Source organism: Klebsiella sp. P1927, from assembly GCF_018204675.1.
Lineage (GTDB): Bacteria > Pseudomonadota > Gammaproteobacteria > Enterobacterales > Enterobacteriaceae > Klebsiella > Klebsiella pneumoniae.
On record NZ_CP073377.1, the window covers coordinates 5267569 to 5293342 of the forward strand.

The window sequence follows — 25774 nt, forward strand, 5'->3', positions numbered from 1 at the left end:
CTGTGTGATTAACGACGACCTTCAGCAATCGCGGTAACGGCTTGTAATTCAGCGGCTTCCTGCTCTTGCTGTTCCTGGCGCTCACGTACGTCGAGGATCTGGTTGTTGATCAGACCTTCTTCGATTTCGCGCAGTGCGATAACGGTGGTTTTATCGTTTTCTTCCGGTACCAGCGGATCCTTTCCGCCAACCTGCATCTGACGAGCGCGACGCGCGGCGACCAGTACCAGGTCAAAACGGTTACCAATTTTCTCTACAGCGTCCTGAACAGTTACGCGTGCCATACTTAAAATGCTCCACAGGTGAAGAAATGACTGGGCATGATACTGAATGTGGGTTCAGTCTGCCAATAGTTTGGTGATTAAAGCGCCATGTCGCTGCTTTTGGCGGCTCATGCGCAGACGTTCAGCGCGGATGATATTTTTCAGGTCGCTCAGGGCGGTGTCAAAATCATCGTTCACAATCAGGTAATCATATTCCGCGTAATGGCTCATTTCCGCAACGGCCTGGGCCATCCGTTTCGCGATCACCTCTTCGCTGTCCTGGCCGCGGCCGCGCAGGCGACGGTCCAGTTCATCTTTTGACGGCGGCAGAATAAAAATACTGCGCGCGCCGGGCATGCTTTTACGGATCTGCTGCGCGCCTTGCCAGTCGATATCGAGGAAGACATCGACGCCGGTCGCCAGCACCTGCTCGATCGCTTTACGCGACGTGCCGTAATAGTTGCCAAAGACCTCTGCATGTTCCAGAAACGCGTTTTCGCCAATCATCGAGCGGAATTCGTCGTGATTCACGAAGAAATAGTGTTCGCCGTGCACTTCACCCGGACGCGGCGCCCGCGTGGTATGGGAGACCGATACCTGGGTGTCATACAACGGTTGGGTTTTTAATAAAGCCTGAATCAGGCTGGATTTACCCGCGCCGCTAGGGGCGGAAACAATATAAAGCGTGCCTTGAGCCATGAGTGTCTTTTGTATGTGGTTATCGAAAGAGGTCCTACATACGAGCCTATTATACACGTCGCCGCGGCGTGACGCAGTCATTGTCACACTTTTTGCCGCTGTTTCTTTCATTTTGCCTGCCGTTTTCCTGAATTCGCCAGCCGTTGCCGCAAAGAGGCGTAAATCCTGGAAGGCGCTTCGCAAGGCGAAAAAGCTTCCGTCGCGGCTCGCGGCATTCTGCAGCAGACTCTCCGCCAGGTGATGGAGGAGGGGACTGCAATGCGTAAAGGAGGGTGGTGGCTGGCGTTAGGGATGTTCTCTGCCAGCGCGCTGGCGACGTGTCCGGACTGGCCGCCGGCCAGAGGAAGGCAGGAGACATCACGCCTTCATCAGCAAATTGTCGCCTGGAAAGAGGCTTACTGGCGGCAGGGCGCCAGCGGAGTGAGCGATGACGTTTACGACCAGCTCACCCTGCGCCTGGCGCAGTGGCGACAATGCTTTCCGGGCGCGACGCCTGAGGATGACGATCTGCCTCCGCCCACCGGCGATGCGCGTCATCCGGTGGCCCATACCGGCGTGCGCAAGCTGGCGGATGAGGACAGCGTTGCCCGCTGGATGAAAAATAAATCCGACCTGTGGATACAGCCTAAAGTGGACGGCGTGGCGGTGACTCTCGTTTATCGCCAGGGGCGTCTGGTTCAGGCCATTAGCCGCGGCGATGGTCTGCGCGGTGAGGCATGGACCGCCCGAGCCCGGCAGATCCCAGCGCTGGAGAAAGTGATGACCGGTGAACTGGCCGACAGCGTACTGCAGGGGGAGCTGTTTCTGCGCCGGGGCGGCCATGTTCAGCAGCAGGCTGGGGGGATGAACGCGCGGGCGAAAGTCGCCGGGTTGATGATGCGAGCCGACGCGGCGGCGGCGCTCAGTCAACTGGACGTTTTTATCTGGGCCTGGCCAGACGGCCCGTCGGATATGCGCCGTCGACAGCAGCTGCTGACGCAGGCGGGGTTTAAGTACAGCGGGCAATATACCCACCCGGTGTCGAGCATCGAGCAGGTGGCGCAGTGGCGCCAGCGCTGGTATCGCTCGCCGCTGCCCTTCGTCAGCGACGGTGTGATTGTGCGCGAAGGACGCGAGCCGCCAGGGCGAGTCTGGTCGCCCGGAAAGGGCGAGTGGCTGGCTGCCTGGAAATATCCTCCGGCATCGCGGGTGATGCAGGTACGGGCGATCCGTTTCAGTACCGGCCGCAGCGGCAGACTCAACGTGGTGGCCGAGCTTGAGCCCCAGCGGCTGGATGATAAACGCGTGCAGCGGGTTAACGTTGGCTCTGTGTCCCGCTGGCAGATGCTGGATATTGGGGTTGGCGATCAGCTGCAGATCAGTCTGGCAGGGCAGGGTATTCCTCGGGTCGACGCCGTCGTCTGGCGGACGGCCGAGCGCCATAAACCGACGCCGCCGCCGGCGAAATTTAATGCGCTAACCTGCTATTTCGCCACCCCTGAGTGCAGCGAACAGTTTCTTTCCAGGCTGATCTGGTTGTCATCAAAGTCCGCCCTGAATGTCGATGGCGTGGGGGAAAATTTATGGCGCGTCATTCAGCAGCAAAACCCGATGACGCATATCTTTTCCTGGCTGGCGCTTACCGTTGAGCAGCTGCAGGCGGTGCCAGGGATTTCCGCCGCCCGCGGGCAGCACCTCTGGCATCAGTTTGATCTTGTTCGCAAACGACCTTTTATCCGCTGGGTGCTGGCGATGGGGATCCCGGTGCCGCAGGGGGCGCTGGCGCAGCTCGAAAGCGAGAACTGGCATTTGCTGGCGGCAAAAAGTGAAGCGCAATGGCGCACGCTGCCGGGCGTGGGGGAGATCAGAGCCCGCCAGCTGGTGGCTTTCCTGCACCATCCGGACGTGGTGGCGCTGGCGCAATGGCTTAGCGGGCAGCGCATCCCCGGATTTTAAGGCGGTTAGTGGGCGTCATGGGTGTAGTGGAAGACCGGTAGCCCCAGTTTCCAGCGTAGCGCCAGCATGCGGGCGGTAAAGCCGAACAGCAGTGTAGCCAGCACCACCACATCGTGGCTGCTGACGTAATGTTGCAGAGCAATATAGAGTACGGCTGCGGCAAAGGAGATCCCGGCATACAGCTCTTTCTGGAAGACCAGCGGAATGCGTTTGCAGAACATATCGCGCAGTACGCCGCCGAAGACACCGGTGATCACGGCGGCAATAGAGGCGATAACCGGGCCTTCGCCCATGTCCAGGGCGATCTGCGCGCCGATGATGGAAAACACGATTAGCCCCAGCGCGTCCAGCACCAGAAACAGCCGACGAAGGTGCGGCATCACCGGAGCGGCAATGGTCGTGAGAACGGCGGCGACGGCGACAATGATGACATATTCGGGATGCTTCACCCAACCAAGAGGATAGTGCCCCAGCAGGATATCGCGAACGGAACCCCCGCCCAGCGCGGTCGCTGTGGCGATAATAATGACGCCAAACGTATCCATCCGCCGGCGCCCGGCAGCCAGTGCGCCGGTCATGGCTTCCGCGGTGATACCGATTAAATACAGAACATGAAGCAGCATAGATCCCCCCAGGTAATGGCGGGCAGGTTAACGATTTGTGCGCAGGATCACGATTGAGATTTTCTAAAGCGAATCATTTACGCCAGGAAAAATTAATGGAAGTAGTATCTGTGATGGCTTGATTTAAAGGTTTATTGATTTTTAGGGATTTTTATTGATTAGAAAAAGTAATGCTAAGTGAAGCGATGGGTATCACTATCGAAAACACTATGATTACGCAATGTTTAAGTCTCGTCCTTTATTCTTTTATTTTTCCTTTTCAAGGCCTGAGAAAATGAGCGTCGCCGCCGGGAATAAAAATCATCTGATCCGCCTGATAGCCGTGGTATTAACCGGGATTCTGGCCGGTCTGTCCGGCATGGTTTTGGCACTAATTTTACACGCGATTCAGCACCTGGCTTTTGGTTACAGTTACGGGCAGATCGTCGGTTCGGTGTCATTTTTACAGGGCGTCACGGAGTCGTCCTGGCCACGCCGCATCGTGGCAATCGTGGCCGGCGGCGCCGTCGCCGGATTTGGCTGGTGGCTGCTTGGTCGCTATGGGCAGAGGCGGGTTTCCATTGCGGCGGCGGTGGCCAACCCCTGCGTACCCATGCCCGCGGGCACCACGACGATCCACGCGCTGCTGCAGATCGTCACAGTAGCGCTGGGCTCCCCGCTTGGCCGCGAAGTGGCGCCCCGGGAAATGGGCGCGCTGGGGGCGGGGATGGTGGCGCGTAAGCTGCGCCTGCTGGAAGATGAAACCCGCACGCTGATTGCCTGTGGGGCGGGCGCGGGTCTGGCGGCGGTCTATAACGTCCCGCTGGCCGGGGCGTTGTTCAGCCTTGAGGTCATGCTGCTGTCGTTTAGCTGGGAAAAAACGCTGGCGGCGATGATGACCTCGGCGATTGCCGCCTGGACGGCCACCCTGGGGTTAGGGGATGAATCGCAATACCATTTTGTTTCCAGCGCACTTCCGCACACCTTTCTCTGGTGGGCGATTCTGGCGGGCCCGATTCTTGGCACCGGCGCCTGGCTCTTTCGCAAAGCGACCAGCGCGGCGCGTTCACGCGCGCGAAGTAACTGGCAGATGCCGGTGTTCTGTCTGCTGGGGTTTTCTCTTCTTGCCATCCTGAGTCTTTATTTCCCCGAGCTTCCGGGCAATGGCAAGGGTCCAATGCAGCTGGCGCTCAGCGACGGGCTGCCTCTCTCCATGGTCGCTGTCCTGTTAGTATTGAAGATGGTGGTGATTCTGGCGGTGCTGCGCGGCGGCGCGGAGGGTGGATTGTTAACCCCAGGGCTGGCGGTGGGCGGATTGGTCAGCCTGCTGCTCTGCGCGCTCTGGCAGCTCGGCTTCCCTGGCGGTGATAAAAGCAGCTTCGCTGTGGTGGGGGCGGCCGCGTTTCTCGCCGCCTCCATGCAGATGCCGTTGACCGCAGTGGCGCTGGTGATGGAGTTTACCCACATGGATCACAGCTATCTGGCTCCGGCGCTGCTGTGCGCGGCAGGGGCGTTTTTAACCTGCCGGGTGCTGGATAAAAAATAGGCTTACCGAGCCGCGGTGAAAGTCAGGGAGGGGCCCGTTGATCCTGAAAGTAAAATCAGCCGCGTTTTTCCCTGATGGTTGCCTCATGGTTAATAAGCCATATTTTTCGTGCAATGCCGCCGCCGTAACCGGTCATCGAACCATCTTTGCCGATAATTCGATGGCACGGGATGATAATCGCGACGCGGTTAGCGCCGTTTGCAGCAGCCACCGCGCGCGTGGCCGTTGGTTTACCTATCTCCATCGCAATCGATTGATAATGCGTCGTCTCACCGAAGCTAACGTGCTGTAAACGGCGCCAGACCGCTCGCTGGAATTCGCTGCCTGGGGTATCAAGCGCCACCTCGAACGATTGACGCTGTCCGGCGAAATACTCCGTTATTTCCTGTTGCGCCTGCCTGGTGTGGGCATTTTCACCTGCGATGATGCTGGCGTTGAACCGCCGCTGCAGGTCGCTGAATTCTGACTCCAGCGCTCGTCTGTCGACAAACTCCAGCAGACAAATTCCCCGTTGCGTTGCACAAACAAACATTGGCCCTAACGGGGTGGTAAAACGATGAATTAAAACAACCTGGCGTTGCGCGCTGGGTGCGAAACCGGTCAATTTTTTGCAGGTATAGCCGAAGCCGCTTAAGGACTCGTAACCGCTATCGAAAGCGACATCGGTAGTTGAGCGGCCTGCTTTTAATTCCTGAAGCGCCATATTCAAACGCTGCATCCGTTGAAAAGCCTGAAAGGTGATCCCGTGGTTTTGCAGGAACCAGCGGCGAACGCGTTCCGGGCTAATATCGTGCTGACGTAGCTCGCTATCGCTGAGGCGGACCTTTGGAGCTTCTCGCAGCAGGCGGAGCGCTTGTTCAACAAAGGCGGGGGCCGTCCGGGCATTCTCCGTCGGGCGACAGACTTTGCATGGCCGGAAGCCGGCATCCAGCGCGGATTTAAAGTCATTATAAAATTCGACGTTTTCCCGCCGGGGTTTTCGCGCCCGACAGACCGAGATACAAAATACGCCGGTGGTTTTCACGCCGACGAAAAAAACGCCGGTGAATTCCACCGCGCGTTCAAGCAGCGCCTGATACCAGATATCGCACTGCATGCTGTCGGTAATTTTCATGGTCAAAAAACACCTGAGAAAGAGTGTTGGGTTTGCACCTGACATAATAAGTCTTTCAGTCTGGCCTGCGTCGCAGCATAAATAAAATTGCCCATCGAAATTCGTTTTACGCCCAGTGTCGATAAGGTGCTGAAGTCAGCCAGCTCAGGCATACACATTACGTTTAAGGGTAAAGGCACGTGGTGAACGATGGCGGTAATATCCTCCGCGCGGGTGACGCAAGGCACAAAAAAACCGCATGCGCCGTGTTTGGCGTAGAGTTGACCGCGATAGAGCGTTTGAACCAGCGCATCTTGTACGTTGAGAAGAAAGGTATCGGTGCGGACATTAACAAACAGACCGGGACAGGCGCGGGTTATTTCCTGCAGTTTGACGGCAAAGCGCTCCGCATCGTCAAGACGACGCGTACCATCCACCACATGACTATCCTCGAGATTTATTCCACTCACGCCGAGATGCGCTAGACGCCGGATATTGTCAATGATGTGGCTGGTTGTCGCGCCGTAGCCCGCCTCTAAATCGACGCTTAACGGCAGTTCGCTAACGGTTTTGATGCGTGAGACGACATAAAACAGCTCGTCAAAACTCATCTCTTCGCCATCTTCATACCCTAACATTGCGGCGATAGCAGCGCTGGAGGATCCCAGCGCCTGATAACCAGCCTGCTGAGCAGCCTGAGCGCTGCTGGCATCCCAGACATTGGCAAGCAACAAAGGTTGGTTTTGCTGGTGAAGTGCATTAAAGTCCATTCTTTTCTCTCGCGGTAGTGTTTTCCTGACTGTGCCGCGTTGTGCTTATTTGCCACAACCGAAAACTGGACGACTATTTTTTATAAGTAGATTCTTATCATTCGCCCGTGAGAGAGATAAATAAAAAGGCCATGATTTATCATGGCCCTGGATACCGAAATACATTAACAAACGAGAAAGCGTTACTCGATATTCTGGATTTGCTCGCGCATTTGCTCGATGAGTACCTTCAGCTCAATCGCGGAGTTGGTCACCTCGGCGTTAATCGATTTTGACGCCAGGGTGTTCGATTCACGGTTGAACTCCTGCATCATAAAGTCGAGACGGCGACCCACAGCTTCTTTCTTCTTCAGAATGTTATAGGTCTCTTTAACGTGCGCTTCGAGACGGTCCAGTTCTTCGGCAACGTCGATACGCTGCGCCATCAGCACCAGCTCTTGCTCAAGGCGGTTATTTTCCAGCTGTACTTCCGCATCTTCCAGCTTGGCGACCAGGCGCTCGCGCTGCCACTGGAGAATTTCCGGCATATGAGCGCGAACTTTCGCCACTTCGCCGCTCACGCCTTCAAGCCGCTGCTCGATAAGCGCTTTCAGGGCCTGGCCTTCCGTTTCGCGGGCGACGATGAAGTCGTCCAGCGCGCCGTCAAGAGCGGCCAGAATGTCGGCGGCGATGGCGTCGAGATCCTGCTCTTTGGCGGCCATCACGCCCGGCCAGCGCAGGATATCAACCGGGTTGATTTCCCCTTCATCGCTCTGCATTTTCACCCAGTTGGCAGCGTTTACCAGCTGTTTAGCCAGCTTTTCGTTGAGGATGAGTTCACCCTGAGCGCTGGGATCTTGTTCAAAACGCAAGGTGCATTCGACTTTACCGCGAGTCAGGCGGGCGCGAATGCGCTCGCGTACCACGGGCTCCAGACTACGGAACTGCTCCGGCAGGCGGAAGTACGTTTCCAGATAGCGCTGGTTTACCGAGCGCAGCTCCCATGCGGCGCTACCCCAGTCACCCTTGATTTCACGGCAGGCATAGGCGGTCATACTGCGGATCATAGACGTTCCTGTTTTCGTAATAATGAATGCAAGGATTATAGCCGTGCGGGCGGTGACTTAACAGGAATAGTGATGAAATACTTCAAGGACGATTGTTTTAACGGATATAGCCGCAAAGTTATTTTCGCCAGGGGCTGTAGGTGGGGTTATATATTATGGAAATCCGTAGTTAATATTTTCTGATATTAGATACGGGCATGGAATTCGGATGCCTTTGTACAAATGCATATACCGCCAGAAAAGCTATTCTGTGAGTTGTAGGAAGTATAACCACCAGAAATGAGATAGGGTATTACCTTTAAGCATTATGTATGTTTTTTTTGCATTGATTACTATAAATTTATTAAAACTTTGGTGATTGTATTTATGGTGAGAATACTGTTGTATTAATTATATCTAATTGTTTTGTTTTGGCCTTTTTAAGTTTTATGCGGTATTGTCCGACTGAAAGAACGCTAGTATAGTCGTTTAAGATGAGTTCTATAAAAAGGATTTTAATATGGACGCTATCTTTGACAGAGTCGTAAGGGAATTTTTTCCAAATACAACCATACCTTTTTGGAAAAAATGGCTGTTCAGGACGGCATTTGGCAATAAGGTATTTTCTCGCTTAATATATAACGAGCGACTTGTTAAGGAAGGTGCGAACAAGTTCCTGATATGAGATCATCATATTCATCCGGAGCGCATCCCAGAGGGACATCATGAGCCATCAACTCACCTTCGCCGATAGTGAATTCAGCACTAAGCGCCGTCAGACCCGAAAAGAGATTTTCCTCTCCCGCATGGAGCAGATTCTGCCATGGCAGAATATGACCGCTGTCATCGAGCCGTTTTATCCCAAGGCGGGCAATGGCCGACGGCCCTATCCGCTGGAGACCATGCTGCGTATTCACTGCATGCAGCATTGGTACAACATGAGCGACGGTGCCATGGAAGATGCCCTGTACGAAATCGCCTCCATGCGCCTGTTTGCCCGATTATCCCTGGATAGCGCCCTGCCGGATCGCACCACCATCATGAATTTCCGCCACCTGCTCGAGCAGCATCAACTGGCCCGTCAATTGTTCAAGACCATCAATCGCTGGCTGGCCGAAGCAGGCGTCATGATGACCCAAGGCACTTTGGTGGATGCCACCATCATTGAGGCACCCAGCTCTACCAAGAACAATGAGCAGCAACGCGATCCGGAGATGCATCAGACCAAGAAAGGCAATCAGTGGCACTTTGGCATGAAGGCCCACATTGGTGTCGATGCCAAGAGTGGCCTGACCCACAGCCTGGTCACCACCGCGGCCAACGAGCATGACCTCAATCAGCTGGGTAATCTGCTTCATGGAGAGGAGCAATTTGTCTCAGCCGATGCCGGCTACCAAGGAGCGCCACAGCGCGAGGAGCTGGCCGAGGTGGATGTGGACTGGCTGATCGCCGAGCGTCCCGGCAGGGTAAAAACCTTGAAGCAGCATCCGCGCAAGAACAAAACGGCCATCAACATCGAATACATGAAAGCCAGCATCCGTGCCAGGGTGGAGCACCCGTTTCGCATCATCAAGCGGCAGTTCGGCTTCGTGAAAGCCAGATACAAGGGGCTGCTGAAAAACGATAACCAACTGGCGATGTTATTCACCCTGGCCAACCTGTTTCGGGTGGACCAAATGATACGTCAGTGGGAGAGATCTCAGTAAAAACCGGAAATAACGCCAGAAATGGTGGAAAAAATAGCCTAAATAGGCTGATTCGATGTGTTTGCGGGAAAAAAATCGGCCCAGATCCGCGAAATTTTAATCAGCGAGTCAGCTTGGGAAGAAATGACCTGCTTATTCGCACCTTCCTTAATAAAAATGGGGTCGAGTGGGTTAATGCAGTTGTTGAACTCCTTGAGTTGAAATGTGAAAGCGAACACCACCAATTTAACAACATACCTGAGCATGGGGCTACGGTTGTTATTTCAAATCATCCGACGGTTATCGATGGACTTAGCTTAATACATACGGTCTCCCGAGTCAGGAATGATATAAAAATAATAGCCAATCACGTTTTGCCAATTATATTCCCCCAGGTATCGGAACTTACCATTGGAATTGAGAATATGGCCGGTAAGATGAGCCATAAAAAATTCCGCGAGATGAACGATCACCTGCGAAAAGGAGGCGTATTGATTATATGTCCTGCGGGTAAGCTGGCTAACTGGTCTCTTTCCGGGTTACAGGAGCATAAGTGGAACCCCGGTTTTTTACAGCTTGCTATGAGAAATAATGCAGCATTGGTACCAATTCATATTACGGGAGCAAACAGTAAGATTTATTATCTTACTGCAACATTCTGGCGGCAACTGTCGAATATGATGGTTATTCGTGAAGCTCTCCGCCATCATGGCAAGACCATGAAAATCAATATAGGACAGCAAATAGCCTTATCCTCGTTTAAAGAATACAATAAAGATCTTTCTGCCGCGGCAAATGTATGTTTGACGCACCTCCAGAGTATAGCGAAGAATGGCCCGGCTATGTTAGATACGATTGCGCCGCAAGAATTAGAACCAGGTAAAAAGGAGCTAATTAGCGCAATAGAGGAGTGCGAAATATTAAGGCAGTTTGAAGACGGTAGAAAACTAGTGATATATCGCTGTAATACTAACCGAACCTCACCTATTATTGATGAGTTAGGGCGCTTACGCGAACGCTGTTATCGCGATATTGGTGCCGGAACTGGTAACGACCGAGATAACGATGTTTTTGATGAAAGTTATTATCATATCATTTTGTGGGATCCTTCTGATGTGGAAATCCTGGGAGCATATCGTGTTATGCCCGTTGGCGAGCAGCTGGCCCAACATGGTGTAACAGGCCTCTATAGCAACAGCTTGTTTAAATACCATGATAATGCCTATTCCTGTTTAGAGAAGTGTGTGGAAATTGGCCGCGGCTTTATTCAGAAACCTTATCAAAAAAGTAAGGTGCTTGATTATTTATGGCAAGGGATATTTGACTTTATAAAAAGATATCCGGACTATAAATACTTGCTGGGTGTGCTGACCATTCCTGGAACTTTTCCTGAAAAAGTACAGAAACTCATCATCAGTTTCTATAATATATACTTTTCCTCGACAGCTGATTTTTGTACGCCGATAGCATTGTTCACTGCCGAAAATGTACAGGATGATACTCCATTTTGTGGCGAAGATTTTAGAGCAGACTGGAGCATGCTTAATCACCTGCTGAGAGAAGAAGGTTATGAACTTCCCTGGCCTTTTAAACAGAGTGCTAAATGGTTCTCCCCGGGCGGATCGTCGATTCTTGCATTCACAAAAGATTATTCTTTTAATTCGATAGCTGGGTTAAATCTGAGCTCTATAGATAAATTGAATGAAAGCTACGTTAAGCATTATTTAAGAGATTAAACTGACGATGATTGTCCGGTCCTGGAGCGAGCGTGCCTCAATCCAGACCGTAGTGATAAGGGAAATGATATGCGTATGGATGCGTTTTAATGCGAAAGCCAATAAATGTATTTATTATACTGATATCGGTGCTGATACTCACCGGGTGTGATAACAAACCAGATAACATGTTATCCGGTTATTCACATGGAGAATTTGTATACCTTTCATATTCTGGTAATGAAAAAATAGAACGGATCTTGATCAATAAAGGAGATAACGTCGCCGCAGGACAGGAGTTAGTGAAGATTGAGTCCTTCGATGCGCAAAATATTTTCCTGCGCGCTGAGGAAAAACTATCAGCAGAGAGCGCTCTATTACGAAATCTGGAATCTGGAGAACGGCCTGAAGAGCTGGATATTATACGTTCGCAGATTAAAAAAGCACAATCGGCAGAATCCCAGGTAAAGCGGCAGCTTGGGCGATATCGTAATCTTTACGCCAATCATGCCATATCGCTTGCGGAATGGGAGGATATCCGGGATGAATTAACTCAAAAAGGCGCACAGGTTGAAGAGTTAATTAATCAACTCAAAGCACGGCAACTCCCTGCCCGGCAGGATGAGATTAGCAAGCAGCGCTCAATGGTGGCCGCGGCAAAACTCGAACGGGATAAGGCGCTGTGGGATGTCCAGCAAACGACGATTGTTTCTCCGGTCAATGCTAAAGTCTTCGATATTATTTATCGTGCCGGGGAGCGCCCTTCTGCTGGTAAACCAATAATCAGTCTGTTACCTCCTGAGAATATAAAAGTACGCTTCTTTATACCCGAAGCGAAGCTCGGTAAATTTAAAATCGGATCTAAGGTAAAACTTATATGCGATGGTTGCGCTGAGCCCATTGCTGGCGTTATTAACTATATCAGCCCTGAGGCCGAGTTTACGCCTCCAGTTATTTATAGTACGAAACGTCGTGAGAAGCTCATTTTTATGGCGGAGGCTATCCCTGCGCTGCAGCAGGCAGGGCGGATGAAAATCGGCCAACCGTTTGATGTGGAGATTATTGGCGATGAATAATCTTTGTATTGATGTAAAAAATCTCAATAAACATTTTGGCGAGCATCACGTCGTAAAGGATTTCTCTTTACAGGTGGCAAAAGGCGAGATCTATGGTTTTCTCGGTCCGAACGGTAGCGGAAAAACGACATCGATTCGAATGATGTGTGGTTTGATTACGCCGGATTCCGGTGAAGGTACTTGTCTGGGTATGGATATCTTTACGCAGCGGGAAAAAATAAAAAAAAAGATAGGCTACATGACCCAGTATTTCTCAATGTGGGGAAATTTAACTATTCGGGAAAACTTACTTTTTATTGCGCGGTTATATAGCCTCGATCGGCGTAGAGATCGGGTTGAACGTGCGCTTTCTGAGTTAGGCCTCACTGCCCGACAGCACCAGCTGGCTAAGGAGCTTTCTGGGGGCTGGAAGCAAAGAATGGCCCTCGCCGCCTGTATGTTGCATGAACCTGTTTTGCTATTTCTGGATGAGCCGACTGCTGGCGTGGATCCCAAGGCGCGGCGAGAGTTCTGGCAAATGCTGCACCAGCTCTCTGACCGGGGGATCTCGATACTGGTGAGCACGCATTATATGGATGAGGCTGAGCGCTGCCATAAGGTTGCCTATCTCTCATATGGTCGGCTGCTGGCGAATGGCACTATTGCGTCGATTATAGCCTCCCAGAATTTGATCACCATGCGAACCAGCGGCGCCGGTCTGACGCTGCTTGAAAGCCAGCTACAGCGCTTGCCGGATATTGAGCAAACGGTCATTTTTGGCAATCAGCTTTATATTACATCCAGAGATGAAGCGAAGTTAAAATCCGCGCTTTTTGCCTTTACGCAACAGGGTTATGAGTTCTGTAAGGTGGATACCAATCTGGAAGATGCATTTACCTACTTGATGAAAAATAATTGTGAAAAAAATTAATTTTAGCTTCTCCGTTACGCGGTGGATTGGCGTGGTTATTAAGGAAATTCACGAGCTACGCCGTGATAAAGTCAGCATCAGTATGGTGCTCCTGACACCTCTTTTTCAGCTGATCATTCTTGGCTATGCCATCAATATGGATCCGCATAATCTTCCGACCGCCTTACTAAATTATGATACCGAACGCATGAGTCAAATCTTTGTGACGGAAGCGCAAAATACCGGGTATTTTTCGATGATTCCTGTCGATTCAGAAGAGGCGGCGCAGAAAGCCTTTGTGCGGGGGGATGTCACTTTTATCGTGACGATCCCTGAGGGGTTTACGCGCAAGTTACTGCGTGGAGAAAAGCCACAACTATTAATTCAGGGGGATGCCATCGATCCGATCACCACGGGGAATGCGCTCAGCGCCCTTGTGCAGGTGGCGAAGTCGATGTTTCAGCACGATTTGCCGGGCGACATGCGTGTGGTGCAAAAAGAGGATGATTTCGAGCTTATCATTCATCGCATGTTTAACCCTGAGGGGATAACCCAGTTTAATACTATTCCCGGTATTATGGGGTCTATACTCAGTACAACGTTAATCCTGATGACCGCCCTGTCTATTACCCGCGAGCGAGAAAACGGGGCGTTAGAAAATTTACTGGTCTCTCCGTTGTCCGGGCTTGAGGTCATTATTGGGAAAATAACGCCTTTTGTTATCATTGGTCTGTTTCAGGCGACGTTAATCCTGATTGCCGCCGTTTTGTTGTTCGATATCCCCCTTCACGGTAGCGTCTTCCTACTATTTTTTGTGCTGTTAATTTATGTCTTTCTTTGTCTGTCAATTGGTATCGGTATTTCTGGCTTAGCACAAAACCAGCTGCAGGCGCTGCAAATGTCCTCTTTTTACTTTATCCCTTCCATTATGCTGTCCGGCTTTATTAGCCCCTTTATTAGTATGCCTGACTGGGCGAAAGCCATTGGCTCCTGTTTACCGCTGACCTACTTCATCCGCCTGGTTAAGGGCATTATGCTGAAAGGCTATTCAGCAACGGCATTGTTGCCTGACCTCTTGCCGCTGATAGGCCTGGCGGTGATTGTCATTGGCGTGGGGTTGAAATCTTATCGTAAAACGCTGGACTGACATTATCGGCGCGTCCGGCTGGAGTGGGCATAGGCTTTTTGCCATGAAATTCGTATAATGCGCCCTCACATTCGTTTCAAGCCGGAGATTTCTATCATGCGTCCAGCAGGCCGTAGCGCTAATCAGGTGCGTCCCGTCACCCTGACCCGTAATTACACAAAACACGCTGAAGGCTCCGTGCTGGTCGAATTCGGTGATACCAAAGTGCTGTGCACTGCCTCTATTGACGAAGGCGTTCCGCGTTTCCTGAAAGGCCAGGGCCAGGGCTGGATCACCGCTGAATACGGCATGCTGCCGCGTTCTACGCACACGCGTAACGCGCGTGAAGCGGCAAAAGGCAAGCAGGGCGGCCGGACGATGGAAATTCAGCGCCTGATTGCCCGTGCGCTGCGCGCAGCGGTTGACCTGAAAGCGCTGGGCGAATTCACGATTACTCTCGACTGCGATGTACTGCAGGCCGACGGCGGCACCCGCACTGCCTCCATTACCGGTGCCTGCGTGGCGCTGGCCGATGCGCTGAATAAGCTGGTCGCCGCCGGCAAGCTGAAAACCAATCCGATGAAAGGGATGGTGGCCGCGGTCTCCGTCGGTATCGTAAATGGCGAAGCCATCTGCGATCTGGAGTACATCGAAGACTCCGCCGCGGAGACCGACATGAACGTGGTGATGACCGAAGATGGCCGTATTATTGAGGTGCAGGGCACTGCGGAAGGTGAGCCGTTTACCCATGAAGAACTCCTCACTCTCCTGGCGTTAGCCCGAGGGGGGATCGAGTCCATTATCACGACGCAGAAGGCGGCGTTAGAAAATTAATGATTAAGGCGACTGAGAAGTCGCCTTTTTTTTGCGCTTTATCCTTCATCACACCTGCGAAGGGGAGCGCGCAGTCTGACAATGATGAAAAGTACCAAAGGAGCGAATCCATGAAGCCGTATCAGCGCCAGTTTATTGAGTTTGCGCTTAGCAAGCAGGTTCTTAAGTTTGGCGAATTCACGCTGAAATCCGGGCGCAAGAGCCCCTATTTCTTCAACGCCGGCCTGTTTAACACCGGGCGCGATCTGGCTCTGCTGGGCCGTTTTTATGCCGAGGCGCTGGTGGATTCCGGAATTGAGTTTGACCTGCTGTTTGGCCCGGCCTACAAAGGAATCCCAATCGCCACCACCACCGCGGTGGCGTTAGCCGAGCATCATGACCGCGATCTGCCTTACTGCTTTAACCGCAAAGAGGCAAAAACCCATGGCGAAGGCGGCAATCTGGTCGGTAGCCCGCTGCAGGGCCGGGTAATGCTGGTGGATGACGTGATCACCGCCGGTACGGCGATTCGCGAATCCATGGAGATTATCCAGGCCCAGGGCGCGCAGCTGGCGGGCGTTCTGATCTCCCTGGATCGTCAGGAACGCGGCCGCGGCGAGATCTCCGCCATTCAGGAAGTGGAGCGGGATTACGGCTGCCAGGTTATCTCAATCATCACTCTGAAAGAGCTGATTACTTATCTGGAAGAGAAACCCGAGATGGCGGAACACCTGGCGTCAGTTCGCGCCTATCGTGAAGCCTACGGCGTCTAAGACATACGCCCGGTAAGCGTCACGCTACCGGGCATCTCAGAAGAAGATTACTGCAGCTGTGCGGCAACCAGCGGCCAGCGGGCGTCGAAATCATCCGTCGGACGATATTTGAACTCGCTGCGCACAAAGCGCGACAGCATGCCCTCGCAGAAAGCCAGCAGCTGGCTGGCCAGCAGGGTTTCGTCGAGGGTGTAGCCTTCGCCTTCGCGCATTTTTTTCTCGCGCATCACCTGGCGTAGCTGCGCTTCGATGCGCTCAAAAAGCTGGTTGATGCGACCCTGAAGCCGGTCCTGTTCGAACATCAGCGCGTGCCCGGTGAGGATACGCGTCAGCCCAGGATTACGCTCGCCAAAGCCAAGAATCAACAGAACGATCAGGCGCAGGCGCGCGGTGGTGTCCTTTTCATCTTTCAAAATCAAATTGATGCGCGTAATCAGACTGTCTTCAATGAACTCGATCAGGCTGTCAAACATGCGGGTTTTGCTGGGAAAATGGCGATACAGCGCGGCTTCAGAGACGCCGACGGAAGCCGCCAGTTTCGCGGTGGTAATACGCTGACTACCATCGCTGGATTCCAGCATCAGCGCCAGAGATTGAAGTATTTCTTCGCGACGATTCCGTTTCGCAGTTTGCTTTTCTGCCATGTTTTAAAATACCCCTGAAAATAAGCACTTGTCAGGCAGACATCCACAACGCGACCGCAAACCAGGGCTTGCGGTAATGTTATTGCGTTATGCGCGTTGGGATGCAGATTCCGTGTTGCTGGGCTTATTTACGCCCTGAGTGACCGAAGCCGCCTTCGCCGCGGTCGGTGGCATCGAAGGATTCCACCAGGTTAAATTCCGCCTGAACGACCGGCACAAAGACCATCTGTGCGATACGTTCGCCCGGCTCGATAATAAAGCTCTGCTGACCGCGGTTCCAGACGGACACCATCAGCTGCCCCTGGTAATCGGAGTCGATAAGGCCCACCAGGTTGCCCAGGACTACGCCATGCTTATGACCCAGGCCGGAGCGCGGCAGGATCACCGCCGCCAGAGAGGGATCGGCGATATGAATCGCAAGGCCGGTCGGCAACAGCGTGGTTGCGCCCGGCGCCAGCTCTACGGCGTCGTCGAGACAGGCTCGCAGGTCAAGTCCGGCGGAGCCGGAGGTGGCATAGGTCGGCAGCGGAAATTGCTGGCCGACACGCGGGTCCAGAATCTTAACGTCGATTTTTTTCATCATAACGGGTCACGATCTCGTCGAGTAATAATTGGCCCAGGAGTTCCTTGCGCTCAAGTGGTAAGCGCTTTTCCCCATCCTGCCAGAAAAGGTGTAGTGCGTTGCTGTCGCTGTTAAAGCCCTGATTAGGCTGGGAAACATCGTTGGCGCAAATCAGGTCGAGGTTCTTGCGGGCACGTTTTTGCCGCGCATATTCTTCCACATAATTCGTTTCGGCGGCAAACCCAACGACGTAGGGGCGATGTGATTTTAGCGCCGCGACCCCGGCCACTATATCCGGGTTTTTAACCATTTTTATTGTTAATTCATCACCTTGTTTTTTTATTTTATCTTCGGCGATGACGGCGGCGCGGTAATCCGCTACTGCGGCGCAGCCAATAAAAATGTGCTGCTGCTGGGCGCCAGCCTGGACGGCCGCTTCCATCTCCAGCGCGGTAGTGACATCAATGCGCTGCACAAACGGCGGGGTCGGTAGCGATACCGGCCCGCTGATCAAGGTCACGTTCGCGCCCCGCTGCGCTGCGGCGGCGGCAATCGCGAAGCCCATCTTGCCAGAGCTGTGGTTGGTGATATAACGCACCGGATCCAATGGCTCACGGGTCGGGCCCGCGGTAATCATGAGGTTGAGATGTTGCAAATCTTTGACAGGGGAGGCGAAATGCTGCGCGGCCATGTCTACGATAGTTAGCGGATCGAGCATTCTCCCCGGGCCGACGTCGCCGCAGGCCTGGCTACCGCTGTCTGGTCCCCATAGCAGCAGCCCGCGAGTAGCGAGCGTCTGCAGATTATGCTGGGTGGCCTGCGCGCGATACATCTGCTGGTTCATGGCGGGCACCACGGCAACCGGGGATGGAGTGGCAAGACAGATCGTCGACACCAGATCGTTGGCCATGCCGGCCGCCACGCGAGCGATTAAATCGGCGGTCGCTGGGGCGAGGATCACCAGGTCGGCCCATTTACCGAGCTCAATATGGCCCATTGCCGCTTCCGCCGCCGGATCGAGCAGGCTGTCGGAAACCGGATAGCCGGATACCGCCTGCAGGCTGAGTGGGGTGATGAACGCTTTTGCCGCCTCCGTCATCGCGACACGCACTTCCGCGCCGCGTTCACGCAGCCGGCGCACCAGTTCCGGGGTTTTATACGCCGCGATGCCGCCGCTGACGCCCAGGACGATTTTTTTACCCGCCAGAGTCATCATGATGTCTTCCTGTTGCCGTAGACCAGAATCCGCGCATCTTATCACAATCCTGCCGCCGTCGTGCCTCTGCCGGGCATTCACTTTGCGAGCGGCTACGCAGGGTGAAAATCGGCGGGTCGGCAGCGCCGTCAGGCTGTGCCAGGATAGGCTGATTCACCCAGGAGGGCGCATGGACGGAATGGAAAATCTGATGCCACGGGAGAAGATGCTGCAATACGGCATCGAAACGCTAACGGATGTTGAGCTGCTGGCGCTGTTTCTGCGCGTCGGCACGCGTCGTCAGGATGTGCTCAGCTATGCCCAGGCGTTACTGCAGCGTTTTGGCTCACTCTACGCTCTGCTTTCCGCTGATAAAGCGCAACTGATTGCTGTAGACGGACTGGGGCTGGCGAAATATGCCCAACTGAAGGGCATTGCCGAGCTGGCGCGACGCTATTTTAGCTCGCAGCTGGTCGAGGAGGCCGCGCTGGTCACGCCCTCGATGACGCGCGAGTTTTTACAAAGCCAGCTGACGGAAGAGGAGCGCGAGATCTTTATGGTGATCTTTTTAGATAATCAGAACCGGGTGTTGAAACATAGTCGTCTTTTTTCTGGTACTCTTAGCCACGTTGAGGTGCATCCGCGAGAAATTGTACGCGAAGCCATCAAAGTGAACGCCGCCGCCGTGATCCTTGCGCATAATCATCCCTCCGGTAGCCCGGAGCCAAGTCAGGCCGACAGACTGATTACCGAAAGGGTGATAAAATGTTGTAGATTCATGGAGATACGCGTGCTTGATCATCTGGTTATCGGCCGCGGTGCGTATGTATCTTTTGCCGAACGTGGCTGGATTTAGCCCCGAACTGGCGATCCTTCGGGATCTTTGTCTGTTCGGGACTTGAGCACATCGCCGAGTCAGCGTATACTACGCCACCTTTGAGAATCTCGGGTTTGGCATTTGGGCCTGGCAGTCGAGAGTTCACATTGAACTGCGATGACCAGGCTGTAAAGCCTGACGAGGCGCCAATACCCCATACGAAGCTCGAGCTAATTTGATTTTTGGAGAATAGACATGTCCCGAGTCTGCCAAGTTACTGGCAAGCGTCCGGTGACCGGTAACAACCGTTCCCACGCACTGAACGCGACTAAACGCCGTTTCCTGCCGAACCTGCACTCTCACCGTTTCTGGGTTGAGAGCGAGAAGCGTTTTGTCACCCTGCGCGTATCTGCTAAAGGTATGCGTGTAATCGATAAGAAAGGCATCGATACAGTTCTGGCTGAACTGCGTGCCCGTGGCGAAAAGTACTAAGTACTTAGAGGAAATAAATCATGGCTAAAGGTATTCGTGAGAAAATCAAGCTGGTTTCTTCCGCTGGTACTGGTCACTTCTACACCACCACGAAGAACAAACGTACCAAACCGGAAAAAATGGAACTGAAAAAGTACGATCCGGTTGTACGTCAGCACGTTATCTACAAAGAAGCTAAAATCAAATAATTTTAGCCTCCTTGTATAAAAACCCCGCTTCGGCGGGGTTTTTTGTTTTTAAAACTCCCCCATATTGCTTTCACATACTCCCTTTTCAGTCACCTGTCCGTGAAGCACAATACGTCGGGTAAACGGAGGAAAATCATGCCTGAATTACCAGAGGTTGAAACCAGCCGTCGCGGCATCGAGCCGCACCTGGTTGGCGCAACCATTCTGCACGCCGTCGTGCGCAACGGACGGCTGCGCTGGCCGGTTTCCGAAGAGATTTATCGCCTGAGCGACGTTCCGGTTCTCAGCGTGCGTCGCCGCGCCAAATACCTGCTTCTGGAGCTGTCGGACGGCTGGATCATCGTCCATCTTGGGATGTCGGGGAGCCTGCGCATCCTGAGCGAAGAGCTGCCTGCTGAAAAACACGATCACGTTGACCTGGTCATGAGTAACGGCAAGGTGCTGCGCTACACCGATCCACGCCGCTTTGGCGCCTGGTTGTGGACCAGAACGCTGGAAGGCCATCCGGTACTGGCTCATCTTGGCCCGGAGCCGCTCAGCGACGCGTTCAACGCCGACTATCTCCAGCAAAAATGCGCGAAGAAGAAAACCGCGATCAAACCCTGGCTGATGGATAACAAGCTGGTGGTGGGCGTGGGGAATATCTACGCCAGTGAATCGCTGTTCTCCGCCGGGATCCATCCTGACCGGCTGGCGTCCTCGCTGTCGCGGGAAGAGTGTGAGCAGCTGGTGAAGGTGATTAAGCTGGTCCTGCTGCGTTCGATAGAGCAGGGCGGCACCACGTTAAAGGATTTCCTGCAAAGCGATGGCAAGCCGGGCTATTTCGCCCAGGAGCTACAGGTCTATGGCCGCAAGGGCGAACCCTGCCGGATCTGCGGCACGCCGGTCGTCGGGACCAAACATGCCCAGCGGGCGACCTTTTATTGCCGTCAGTGCCAGAAGTAGTCTCAGGAACAGGAATGTTTGTCGGCCAGGTCAGCGGGCCTGCGGGTGCGCATCTGGTGGGCCGGGGGCGTTTGTAGGCCAGGTCAGCGTAGCGCCATCTGGCACAAAGACCGGGACAGAGCCGGTGTGAATGGCCCAGCGGCGTAGTGCTGCGCCAGCCGACGTGGCTCATGTCCCGGCAGATGCGTTACTTCAGCTTATTCAACAGCGCCTGATGCACATTAGCTGGCAGAAAGTGAGAAACGTCGCCCTGGTGGCGCGCCACTTCCTTCACCAGTGAGGAAGAGATAAACGACCACTCTTTGCACGGCATCAGAAACACGCTCTCAAGGGTGGGCATCAGGTGGCGGTTCATATGGGCCAGCTGCATCTCATACTCGAAATCCGCCACCGCCCGCAGGCCGCGGATCAGGATATTGGCCTGCTGCGCGCGCGCGAAATTGGCCATCAAATCACTGAAGCCGATAACCTCCACGTTCACCAGGTGGGCCGTCGCCTGCTCTGCCAGCGCAATGCGCTCATCAAGGCTGAACATCGGCTTTTTACTCGGGCTGGCGGCGATAGCCAGCACCACTTTATCGAACATACTTGCCGCGCGGGTGACAATATCGATATGACCGTTGGTGATGGGGTCGAAGGTACCCGGATAGATCGCTTTTGTGCTCATGATGACTCTTTCTCCGAGTAGCCGTGGCTCAGCGCCCACAGCTCGGTATATTTCGTAAACGTATACTGCGCGTTGACCATCGCCAGTAACCATCCCTGTTTACCGTCCAGCACCCCACCGCGCAATAGCAACGTCTTGAGGAACGCGCCCAGCGTATGGCTGAAAATCCCTGCCATCGAGGTCTTCTTGCCCTTCTGGTGACGCTCAAGCGCCCACGCGGCGGCATACGCCAGCTGTTTTTGCTGGAAGCCAGCGAAGTCGCGGCAGGTCAGGTGCAGGAGATCGCCGGTCAGCGGAATAACCTCAGCGCCCAGGCTATCCAGCGATTCATGGACCAGATTATCGTTATAGCGGTAACGGGCGCGTTCGTACAGGCGCAGGACGCGATCGGGATACCAACCGCTGTGGCGCATAAAGCGTCCGAGAAAATAGTTACGGCGGGCGATGCTGTAGATGGCGCCGCGCTGGGGGGCGTCCAGTACCTTAAGAATAGCCTGCCTGAGTTCTGGCGTGACGCGCTCATCGGTATCGATCATCAACACCCAGTCGCCGGTGGCGTAATCCTGCGCGCGCTGGCGCTGAATGCCATAGCCTCGCCAGTCGGTATGGGTATAGACCTGGGCGCCGAGGCCGCGGGCCAGCTCAACGGTGTTGTCGGTGCTGCCGGAGTCGAGGACGATAATTTCATCCGCCCAGCTAACGGAGCCCAGACAATCCGGCAGCAGGTCGGCGGCGTTTTTAGCGATCATCACCACGGAAAGCCGGTTCGACATTAATGACTCCGCTGCGGCAGGTAAGGTTGCAGTAACTGTAGCAGACGCGACAGCGCGCCCTGGTTCTGATGCAGCACTTCCACCGCGTGACGGCCATACCACAGACGGTAATCTTCATCGGTCAGGAGCGTGGACACCTCCCTGACCAGCGAATCGGCATCGGTAACGGTGATCAGGCCATCGTCCTGCTGCAGCTTGGCGCAGATATCTTTGAAGTTGAAGGTATGCGGACCCATCAGCACCGGAATGGCGTGCGCCGCCGGCTCTAGCGGGTTATGGCCGCCGCGCTCCACCAGGCTGCCGCCGACGAAGGCGAGGTCGGCAATGCCGTAGAGCAGCATCAGCTCGCCCATGGTATCGCCAATGACTACCTGGGTACTGGAGGAGGGGATCTCGCCCGTGCTGCGCAGAGTAAAGCTCATCCCAGCCTTTTGTACCATCTCACGGGCGTCAGGGAAGCGCTCCGGATGGCGGGGAACAAGGATCAGCAGCAGGTTCGGGAAAGCCTCCAGCAGTTTTTTATGCGCCTGGAGGATGATTTGTTCTTCACCGTCGTGGGTGCTGGTGGCAATCCAGACCTTGCGGTGTGGTGCCCATTGCCGACGCAGCGTCACCGCCCGGGCCGCCAGCTCTGGCGTGACGGAGATATCGAATTTCAGGCTGCCGGTGACCGCCAGCTGGTTGCGCTTCAGCCCCAGGGAGAGGAAGCGGTTACCATCTTCTTCATTCTGCGCGGCGATAAGCGTAATGCGGCTCAACAGGCGGCGCATAAAGCCGCCCAGTTTGGCATAGCCTTTGGCGGAACGTTCGGACAGGCGCGCGTTGGCGATCACCAGCGGGATCTTACGCTTATGCAGCGCGGCCACCATATTCGGCCACAGCTCGGTCTCCATAACGATCACCAGCTTCGGCTGAACGGTGTTCAGGAAGCGGTTCATGGCGCCGGGCAGATCGTAGGGCAGATAGACGTGATGAACATCTTTGCCAAACGCCGACATGGCGCGCTCGGAGCCGGTCGGCGTCATGGTGGTGACGGTGATCGGCAGAGAAGGGTAGCGATGGCGCAGGGCGCGGACCAGCGGAATGGCGGCTAAGGTCTCGCCGACGGAAACGGAGTGCAGCAGAATGCCATCCGGCTCTACCTTGTTCTGACAGAAGCCATAGCGTTCCGCCCAGCGTTTGCGATAGGCAGGAGCCTTACGACTGCGCAGCAGCAGCCGCAGCCACACCAGCGGCTGAATAAGGTAAAGTAGGGTGGTATAAAGCAATTCCAAACTATTTATCCGTTCTCTGTTTTGGCGGGCAAATTCTAAGCATTTAGCCCGCGTAAAGCTATCTCTTTGGCGGAAACAGCGGGTTTTTGGTCTATCCCGCGTGGCGATAACGCTTAATACGCAGATAACGGCGTCCCAGGCGCCAGCGTAAACGGAAAGTACAGGCGTTTTTCCAGATTAACCGCCAGATACCGCGGTCGAAGAATTCGTTAATAATAACATGCTTTTTGGACTCATCTTTCATGCTATCGAAGGTATGGATGATCCCCAGGCCTTCTTTGGCGATCTGCCAGCGACAGGCGGCGATATGGCGTACTTTATCCGGGTAGCGCTGGTTAATCGCCTCCAGCATCTCCAGAATCTTCATATAGTGGCGCGCCGAACGCATCAGCGTGTCGTCGTTGTCCGGCTTATGCGACACCGACTCAGAGTGAATGTAGTAATCATAGAACTGCTGACTGGTGTACTGCACGCGCTCCGCGGCCAGCAGGGCTTCTGTGGTCCATGGGATATCCTGATGGCGCAGGCCAGGCTCGAAATGGAAGTGATGCTGGCGGATAAAGTCGTGACGATAAATATTAAGCCAGGTGACGTGCAGAAACTTCCGCGAGTCCAGGGCCTGCTTAAGCCAGACATGGCCCGGCAGCACACCCGTCGAGGGCAGGCGATCCAGTGGGAAGATCGGGTGGCTCTCGCGGCGCTTTTCGTACACATAGGTGCCGTTGCAGGTGGCGATATCGAGATGTTCTTTCTCGGCCATCTCCAGCAGCGTGCGATACATGCCCGGATAGAGTTTGTCGTCGATATCCGGAAACGCGAGATATTTGCCGCTGGCGGCGGCGAGGCCGGTATTGCGCGCGACCGAGACGCCCTGGTTTTCCTGCTCCAGCACCTGGACGTTCTGCAGCCGCTCCTGCCATTCGGCGATCACCGCCAGGCTGTTGTCTGTCGAACCATCGTTCACCAGGATCAGTTCATAGCTGTCCAGCTGCTGCTGTTCAATGCACTCAAAGAATTGCGCTAGAAATATCTCACCGTTGTAGACGGCAGCCACGATGCTCAATAAAGGCGTTTGACTCATAAATCTTCGATCCTGGTTAACTAACGGCGTCAGGTGCGCTGCAGCTGACGGTACTGCTGACAAATGGATACGACGCTGAATTTTTCCAGCGCGGCATCGTCGATGGCCGGCGGGTTATGGTAAATGCTTTGCATCGTCTGAGCCAGCGCCGGACTGGTCAGATCCGCCAGACCGCGGGCAAGTTCGCCGGTGAGGATCTCGGTGACGCCGCCGGGGCAGCGGGTGCTGGCGACAGGAGTATGTAACAGCAGCGCCTCCACCACCACATTGCCGAATCCTTCGCTATCGGAGCTCAAAACCAGCATCCGTGCGCCTTTGATCCACGGTAAGGGGTTTTTCTGAAAGCCTTTGAACCACACCCGATCGTCAATGTGCAGCGTTTTTGCCAGCTGGCGCAGGCGCTGCTCTTGCTCCGGTTTTCCCTGGCCTAGCAGCACCAGTGGTGCGTCGATGCCGCTCTGCGCATAGGCTTCAAGCAGGCGGTCATGGCGTTTGCCCGGATGGAAGCGACCGACGTGAATCAGGTAGTCACCGTCCGGGCGCTCGCTATCGGCTTCCGCCTCGGCGCGCAGGGCGGCGATATCGAAGGGATTGTAGATGGTTTTCAGCTGTGCCGGGCGCAGGGCAAACTCTTCCACCAGATCTCGCCCCACCGCGTCGGAAACCGTCACCACGTTGCGACCCTGATAAATTCGCTTAATTTTCTGCTGCTTCATCCAGCGGTCAAAGCCGGTGCGGTGCCCGAGATAGGAGGCAGAGAATACGCCGTGCAGACAGAACCAGACGTTACGCTCGCGCAGCGCCCGGCTGCGGGCGACGATGCGGTCGGTTTTGTGCAGGTTGGAGAGCACAAGGTCAAATTGCCCCTGCTGTTCGGCCCGCACGACTGCGGCATCCAGCTGGCGGGCGCGGCGGGACAGCTCGGTCAGCTTGCGCCACGGTTTACGGCAGCGATCGGCAACTACCTGGTAGTCGAGCCCCTCGGGCAATGGGTACTCGCAGACATCGCGCAGCGAAATGAGCGACACCCGATCGCCGTCGCGCAGGAACTGTGCCGCCAGGGTCAGGACCACTTTTTCCGCGCCGCCGCCGGGTAAACCGTCAATCACAAATAAGATGCGCATCG

General features: G+C 54.4%; 27 protein-coding genes and 2 pseudogenes. 14 read left to right on the plus strand and 15 right to left on the minus strand.

What is annotated here, in order from left to right; all coding sequences use genetic code 11:
- Nucleotides 1–8: 8 nt before the first annotated feature.
- Both rpoZ and gmk read right to left on the minus strand, forming a co-directional pair.
- The gene (gene rpoZ / locus KB892_RS26195; protein ID WP_000135058.1) at nt 9–284 is read right to left on the minus strand and encodes a DNA-directed RNA polymerase subunit omega; all 276 of its coding nucleotides are present in this window, start codon (nt 282–284) and stop codon (nt 9–11) included.
- Between the two features lie 54 nt (nt 285–338).
- Nucleotides 339–962 (minus strand): guanylate kinase, encoded by a 624-nt coding sequence (gene gmk / locus KB892_RS26200; RefSeq protein WP_002922664.1) that lies wholly within the window; start codon nt 960–962, stop codon nt 339–341.
- Between the two features lie 258 nt (nt 963–1220).
- Between gmk and ligB the strand changes: the two genes are divergently transcribed.
- Nucleotides 1221–2897 (plus strand): NAD-dependent DNA ligase LigB, encoded by a 1677-nt coding sequence (gene ligB / locus KB892_RS26205; protein ID WP_002922662.1) that lies wholly within the window; start codon nt 1221–1223, stop codon nt 2895–2897.
- A gap of 5 nt (nt 2898–2902) precedes the next feature.
- Here ligB and KB892_RS26210 read toward each other — a convergent pair whose 3' ends face one another.
- Nucleotides 2903–3520: a trimeric intracellular cation channel family protein gene (locus tag KB892_RS26210; protein ID WP_002922654.1), complete on the minus strand. Its 618-nt coding sequence runs from the start codon at nt 3518–3520 to the stop codon at nt 2903–2905.
- Between the two features lie 274 nt (nt 3521–3794).
- On the opposite strand from KB892_RS26210, the gene KB892_RS26215 reads away from it, so the two are divergent.
- Nucleotides 3795–5045 (plus strand): chloride channel protein, encoded by a 1251-nt coding sequence (locus KB892_RS26215; RefSeq protein WP_004151501.1) that lies wholly within the window; start codon nt 3795–3797, stop codon nt 5043–5045.
- Between the two features lie 55 nt (nt 5046–5100).
- On the opposite strand, the gene KB892_RS26220 is transcribed toward KB892_RS26215, so the two are convergent.
- The 3 genes from KB892_RS26220 to KB892_RS26230 form a co-directional block, all read right to left on the minus strand.
- Nucleotides 5101–6159, minus strand: a complete 1059-nt coding sequence (locus tag KB892_RS26220) for a bifunctional transcriptional activator/DNA repair enzyme AdaA (RefSeq protein ID WP_004151500.1) — start codon at nt 6157–6159, stop codon at nt 5101–5103.
- Nucleotides 6160–6161: 2 nt separating this feature from the next.
- Nucleotides 6162–6908 (minus strand): isocitrate lyase/PEP mutase family protein, encoded by a 747-nt coding sequence (locus KB892_RS26225; protein ID WP_004152903.1) that lies wholly within the window; start codon nt 6906–6908, stop codon nt 6162–6164.
- 182 nt (nt 6909–7090) lie between these two features.
- Nucleotides 7091–7954, minus strand: a complete 864-nt coding sequence (locus KB892_RS26230; protein WP_062955110.1) for a YicC/YloC family endoribonuclease — start codon at nt 7952–7954, stop codon at nt 7091–7093.
- 499 nt (nt 7955–8453) lie between these two features.
- Between KB892_RS26230 and KB892_RS31720 the strand changes: the two are divergent.
- The 3 genes and pseudogenes from KB892_RS31720 to KB892_RS26240 all read left to right on the plus strand — a co-directional run.
- Nucleotides 8454–8594 (plus strand): annotated as a pseudogene (locus KB892_RS31720) (hypothetical protein); the annotation flags it as partial.
- A gap of 64 nt (nt 8595–8658) precedes the next feature.
- On the plus strand, nt 8659–9639 hold the full coding sequence (locus tag KB892_RS26235; protein ID WP_073547080.1) for an IS5-like element ISKpn26 family transposase: 981 nt from the start codon (nt 8659–8661) through the stop codon (nt 9637–9639).
- 146 nt (nt 9640–9785) lie between these two features.
- Nucleotides 9786–11354 (plus strand): annotated as a pseudogene (locus tag KB892_RS26240) (lysophospholipid acyltransferase family protein); the annotation flags it as partial.
- Between the two features lie 37 nt (nt 11355–11391).
- On the opposite strand, the gene KB892_RS26245 reads toward KB892_RS26240, so the two are convergent.
- Entirely contained in the window at nt 11392–11523 is a 132-nt protein-coding gene (locus tag KB892_RS26245) for a hypothetical protein (RefSeq protein ID WP_004216995.1), read from the minus strand.
- Here KB892_RS26245 and KB892_RS26250 point away from each other — a divergent pair.
- The 5 genes from KB892_RS26250 (at nt 11483) to pyrE (ending at nt 16010) form a co-directional block, all read left to right on the plus strand.
- Nucleotides 11483–12409 (plus strand): HlyD family secretion protein, encoded by a 927-nt coding sequence (locus tag KB892_RS26250; RefSeq protein WP_269465041.1) that lies wholly within the window; start codon nt 11483–11485, stop codon nt 12407–12409. The two genes, KB892_RS26245 and KB892_RS26250, sit on opposite strands and share 41 nt — an antisense overlap.
- Nucleotides 12402–13319 (plus strand): ABC transporter ATP-binding protein, encoded by a 918-nt coding sequence (locus KB892_RS26255; protein WP_004152982.1) that lies wholly within the window; start codon nt 12402–12404, stop codon nt 13317–13319. Before KB892_RS26250 ends, KB892_RS26255 begins: the two co-directional genes overlap by 8 nt.
- Entirely contained in the window at nt 13306–14445 is a 1140-nt protein-coding gene (locus KB892_RS26260; RefSeq protein ID WP_002922603.1) for an ABC transporter permease, read from the plus strand. Before KB892_RS26255 ends, KB892_RS26260 begins: the two co-directional genes overlap by 14 nt.
- Before the next feature lie 96 nt (nt 14446–14541).
- Nucleotides 14542–15258 carry a ribonuclease PH gene (gene rph, locus KB892_RS26265; protein WP_002922602.1) on the plus strand — a complete coding sequence of 239 codons (717 nt, stop codon included), beginning with the start codon at nt 14542–14544 and terminating at the stop codon, nt 15256–15258.
- Between the two features lie 110 nt (nt 15259–15368).
- Complete coding sequence (pyrE, locus tag KB892_RS26270; protein WP_002922600.1) at nt 15369–16010, plus strand: orotate phosphoribosyltransferase; 642 nt, start codon at nt 15369–15371, stop codon at nt 16008–16010.
- A 47-nt stretch (nt 16011–16057) separates the two neighbouring features.
- Here pyrE and slmA read toward each other — a convergent pair whose 3' ends face one another.
- The 3 genes from slmA to coaBC all read right to left on the minus strand — a co-directional run bounded on the left by slmA (nt 16058) and on the right by coaBC (nt 18429).
- Entirely contained in the window at nt 16058–16654 is a 597-nt protein-coding gene (gene slmA / locus KB892_RS26275) for a nucleoid occlusion factor SlmA (protein ID WP_002922598.1), read from the minus strand.
- Between the two features lie 124 nt (nt 16655–16778).
- Entirely contained in the window at nt 16779–17237 is a 459-nt protein-coding gene (gene dut, locus KB892_RS26280; protein WP_004145270.1) for a dUTP diphosphatase, read from the minus strand.
- Nucleotides 17215–18429: a bifunctional phosphopantothenoylcysteine decarboxylase/phosphopantothenate--cysteine ligase CoaBC gene (gene coaBC / locus KB892_RS26285; protein WP_002922591.1), complete on the minus strand. Its 1215-nt coding sequence runs from the start codon at nt 18427–18429 to the stop codon at nt 17215–17217. Before coaBC ends, dut begins: the two co-directional genes overlap by 23 nt.
- 172 nt (nt 18430–18601) lie before the next feature.
- On the opposite strand from coaBC, the gene radC reads away from it, so the two are divergent.
- The 4 genes from radC to mutM all read left to right on the plus strand — a co-directional run bounded on the left by radC (nt 18602) and on the right by mutM (nt 20853).
- Nucleotides 18602–19267, plus strand: a complete 666-nt coding sequence (radC, locus tag KB892_RS26290; RefSeq protein WP_002922589.1) for a RadC family protein — start codon at nt 18602–18604, stop codon at nt 19265–19267.
- A 216-nt stretch (nt 19268–19483) separates the two neighbouring features.
- A complete protein-coding gene (rpmB, locus tag KB892_RS26295) occupies nt 19484–19720 on the plus strand; it encodes a 50S ribosomal protein L28 (RefSeq protein WP_000091955.1) in 237 nt (78 codons plus the stop codon).
- A 20-nt stretch (nt 19721–19740) separates the two neighbouring features.
- Nucleotides 19741–19908 (plus strand): 50S ribosomal protein L33, encoded by a 168-nt coding sequence (gene rpmG, locus KB892_RS26300; RefSeq protein WP_002922510.1) that lies wholly within the window; start codon nt 19741–19743, stop codon nt 19906–19908.
- A 135-nt stretch (nt 19909–20043) separates the two neighbouring features.
- A complete protein-coding gene (gene mutM / locus KB892_RS26305; protein ID WP_002922508.1) occupies nt 20044–20853 on the plus strand; it encodes a bifunctional DNA-formamidopyrimidine glycosylase/DNA-(apurinic or apyrimidinic site) lyase in 810 nt (269 codons plus the stop codon).
- A 187-nt stretch (nt 20854–21040) separates the two neighbouring features.
- Here mutM and coaD read toward each other — a convergent pair whose 3' ends face one another.
- The 5 genes from coaD to KB892_RS26330 all read right to left on the minus strand — a co-directional run bounded on the left by coaD (nt 21041) and on the right by KB892_RS26330 (nt 25772).
- Nucleotides 21041–21520, minus strand: coding sequence for a pantetheine-phosphate adenylyltransferase (gene coaD / locus KB892_RS26310; protein ID WP_002922501.1), 480 nt, complete (start codon nt 21518–21520; stop codon nt 21041–21043).
- Nucleotides 21517–22293, minus strand: a complete 777-nt coding sequence (locus KB892_RS26315) for a glycosyltransferase family 2 protein (protein WP_002922500.1) — start codon at nt 22291–22293, stop codon at nt 21517–21519. The genes coaD and KB892_RS26315 overlap by 4 nt, the downstream gene beginning before the upstream one ends.
- Nucleotides 22293–23567, minus strand: coding sequence for a lipid IV(A) 3-deoxy-D-manno-octulosonic acid transferase (waaA, locus tag KB892_RS26320; protein ID WP_002922499.1), 1275 nt, complete (start codon nt 23565–23567; stop codon nt 22293–22295). The genes KB892_RS26315 and waaA overlap by 1 nt, the downstream gene beginning before the upstream one ends.
- Before the next feature lie 91 nt (nt 23568–23658).
- Nucleotides 23659–24648 carry a glycosyltransferase gene (locus KB892_RS26325; protein WP_072354000.1) on the minus strand — a complete coding sequence of 330 codons (990 nt, stop codon included), beginning with the start codon at nt 24646–24648 and terminating at the stop codon, nt 23659–23661.
- Between the two features lie 29 nt (nt 24649–24677).
- Nucleotides 24678–25772 (minus strand): glycosyltransferase, encoded by a 1095-nt coding sequence (locus tag KB892_RS26330; RefSeq protein ID WP_004152049.1) that lies wholly within the window; start codon nt 25770–25772, stop codon nt 24678–24680.
- Nucleotides 25773–25774 lie beyond the last annotated feature (2 nt).